This is a genomic window from Peptoniphilus sp. (genome assembly GCF_050943655.1).
Classification (GTDB): domain Bacteria; phylum Bacillota; class Clostridia; order Tissierellales; family Peptoniphilaceae; genus Peptoniphilus_A.
The window spans coordinates 1-3,288 of sequence record NZ_JBMNPQ010000112.1 but is presented as its reverse complement, the minus strand read 5'-3'; the positions used below and the strand labels follow the sequence as shown (position 1 = coordinate 3,288).

4 protein-coding genes are annotated in these 3,288 nt (G+C 37.4%); all 4 read left to right on the top strand.

The window, feature by feature from the left end:
- Positions 1–74 precede the first annotated feature (74 nt).
- Entirely contained in the window at positions 75–881 is an 807-nt protein-coding gene (gene yqeB, locus ACOX6R_RS07695; RefSeq protein WP_433448913.1) for a selenium-dependent molybdenum cofactor biosynthesis protein YqeB, read from the top strand.
- Positions 871–1,653 (top strand): XdhC family protein, encoded by a 783-nt coding sequence (locus ACOX6R_RS07690; protein ID WP_433448911.1) that lies wholly within the window; start codon positions 871–873, stop codon positions 1,651–1,653. The genes yqeB and ACOX6R_RS07690 overlap by 11 nt, the downstream gene beginning before the upstream one ends.
- Positions 1,650–2,633 carry a molybdopterin-binding protein gene (locus ACOX6R_RS07685; RefSeq protein ID WP_433448909.1) on the top strand — a complete coding sequence of 328 codons (984 nt, stop codon included), beginning with the start codon at positions 1,650–1,652 and terminating at the stop codon, positions 2,631–2,633. Before ACOX6R_RS07690 ends, ACOX6R_RS07685 begins: the two co-directional genes overlap by 4 nt.
- A 15-nt stretch (positions 2,634–2,648) precedes the next feature.
- Positions 2,649–3,288, top strand: a 640-nt coding sequence (locus ACOX6R_RS07680) for a M20 metallopeptidase family protein (protein WP_433448908.1), incomplete at its 3' end; no start/stop codon positions are given.

Genomic DNA, 3,288 nt, shown 5'->3' with positions numbered 1-3,288 from the left:
AGTATTAATCGACGATGTGGAAGAGCTTTGGGACATTGACACCTACAACAACTTGCTGGAGATTAAAGAAAAATATGAATGATATTGTAATATTTAGAGGTGGCGGCGATGTGGCAACGGGAAGTATTCAAAAAGTGCATCGCGCTGGATTTAAAGTTTTAATATTGGAAAGAGAAAGTCCACTTTGCATTAGGAGATATGTCTCCTGCGCCCAGGCGATGTTTGATGGTGAAACTGAAATAGAAGATTTAAAAGTAAAAAGAGTAGAAAATCTTGAAGAAATCGAAGAAGCTTGGAGCAAAAATATTATTCCAATAATTTCTGATGAAGACGGAGAATATATAAAAAAATTAAAACCTCTTGCCGTCGTCGATGGAATTTTGGCAAAGAAAAACATGGGCACAACAAAAGACATGGCGGAGATAACAATTGCTCTTGGTCCTGGGTTTGTGGCAGGTAAGGACGTAGATGTAGTGATTGAGACAAATAGAGGTCACGACCTTGGAAGATTAATTTTTGAAGGTGAAGCTGAAAAAAATACGGGAATTCCCGGAAGCATTGAAGGCTATACAAGTGAGAGGATTTTAAGAGCGCCAAGAGAGGGAAAAATTAAAGTAATAAAGGACATTGGAGAAGTTGTAAAAAAGGGCGAAGTCCTTGCCACTGTAGGTAAAGAGGAAGTATTATCTGGTCTTGATGGCATGATAAGAGGCATGATAGGCGATGGCACTTTTGTAACAAAGGGACTTAAGATTGGCGATGTTGATCCAAGAGTCAACCAAAAAAATGCAGTGGCGATATCTGATAAGGCAAGGGCAATCGGAGGCGGAACTCTCGAGGCTCTTTTGATTTTAAAGAGGAGGACTTACGGTGCAAACTGAAATTTTAAATAAAGTCATTAAAGCTGTTGAAGAAGGCCACCGCGCGGCACTTGTTTTTATAACTGAGAAGAAGGGCTCTGCACCTGGTGCGGCAGACTCAATGATGGCAGTTTTTGATGATGGCAAGACTTTTGGAACAATAGGCGGAGGCCCCGTTGAATATAAAGTGACAGAAGAAGCGCTTGAGGCAATAAGAGTAGGGCGCGACAGAACTTATGACCACAACTTGACAAAGAATTCTGATACGGGAATGCTATGTGGCGGAAACAACAAAGGATATATAAAAGTGTTTAAACCAAAACCAAAACTAATAATTTATGGAGCAGGTCATGTTGGACAAAAGCTCGCAAGAGTTGCAATAAAGACTAATTTCGACGTAATAATTGTAGACGACAGGTCTGACTTTAAAGATAAGGACGATTTAGAAGAAGTTAAAGAATTTTTGGCGATGAGTCCAAAAGAAGCAAGTGATAAAATAAATTTCACAAAAGAAGACACATTTATTGTAATTTGCACGCCAAATAATGACCTAGATGTCCTTAGGAATGTGATAGAAAAAGATTACAAGTACATTGGAATGATTGGTTCACGCCACAAAGTTAAATCTGTCTTTGACTCTTTAAGAGACGAAGGAATAGGCGATGAACTTTTAAATAGAGTTTATTCTTCAGTGGGGCTTGATATAGATAATGGAACTGTGGAAGAAATTGCAATTTCTATACTTTCAGAGATTTTGGCAGTTAAAAACGGCAAAAAGTTGGGTGAGAGATGATAAAAAAAGTTAAATTAGAGGAGGCTGTGGGGCTTCCTCTACTTCATGACCTTACGGGGATAAAAAGTGACGGATTTAAGGGCGTCGTCTTTAAAAGAAATCACATAATTAGAGAGGAAGATTTAGAGACTCTTAGAAATATAGGTAAAGAAAATATTTATGTGGGCGAACTGGACGAAGGTGAGGTCCATGAAGAAGATGCAATAAAAAGAGTTGCACCTTATCTATGTGGGAAAAATATTTCTACAACTGGAATTTCCGAAGGGAAAATGAATTTTGTAAGTGATGTCCATGGACTTTTTGTGATAAATAGAGAGGGACTTTTAAAACTAAACGAGAGAGGCATCTATACATTTGCAACAATAAAAAATTATTCAACAGTAGATAAAGGCGGAAGGCTCGTTGGGGGAAGAATTGTTCCGCTCTTTACAGCAGAGGAAGAAGTTTTTGACATTATAAAAATTGCAAAAGAATTTGAACCAATTTTTGAAGTAAAAGAATTTAAAAAGTTAAAAGTCGGCGTAATAATCACGGGAAGTGAAGTTTACTTTGGCAGAATAAAAGATTTATTTGAACCTGTCGTTCGCGAAAAATTATCCCATTTTGAATGTGAAATCGTCGGAATAAAAAAATGTCCAGACGATTTAGAAATGATTAAAGAAGAGACAAAAGAATTTTTAGATAAAAACTGCGACTTAATTATCTATAGCGGCGGAATGAGCGTTGATCCAGACGACCTTACTCCTACTGCAATTAGAGACATGAGCGATAAGTTTATAACACAGGGTATGCCAGTTCAGCCAGGCAATATGCTCACAGTTGGAAAGAATAAGAATACCTATCTCGTTGGAGTCCCAGGGGCATCAATGCACTCAAAATTCACAAGTTTCGATATATTTTTGCCACGAATCTTTGCAGGAGTTGATCTTAAGAAGAGTGACTTCACAGAACTCGGGGAGGGCGGACTTTTAAATTCATAGTTAAAGAAGGAAAAAATGGTTTTAAGAATAAATGATGAAGATTTAGACGAGATTATAAAAATAAGACATGAATTGCACATGTATCCTGAAGTTTCAGGAGAGGAATATAGAACTACAGAGCTAATAAAAAACTTTGTTGAAAGATTTAGCGAATTAGAAATAATAGACTTTCCAATAAAGACGGGACTTGTGTTAAGACTAAAATCTGGGAAAAATGGAAAGACTATTGGTTTAAGATCAGATATCGACGCGCTAAGGCAGACTGAGGACATGGATTTAGAATACAAATCAAAAAACGAAGGCGTGATGCATGCCTGTGGACACGACTTTCACATGGCAAGTCTTTTGGGTGCGATAAAAATTCTTGTTAATAACAAAGATAAATTAAAGGGCGATGTTGTATTTGTTTTTCAAAACTCTGAAGAGACGACTAAGGGCGCAAAAGAATTAATTGACGCCGGACTATTTCAAAAATTAAAAATAGATATGTTTTTTGGATACCACAACTGGCCAATGGTTGATGTGGGGAAAGTCATTGTAAAAAAGGGACCTCTCATGTCCACAAAGACGAATTTTAAAATAAAAATAATCGGAAGAGGTGGCCACGGTTCAAATCCTCATCTAAACATCGACCCAATAGTTTGTGCGGCAAGTG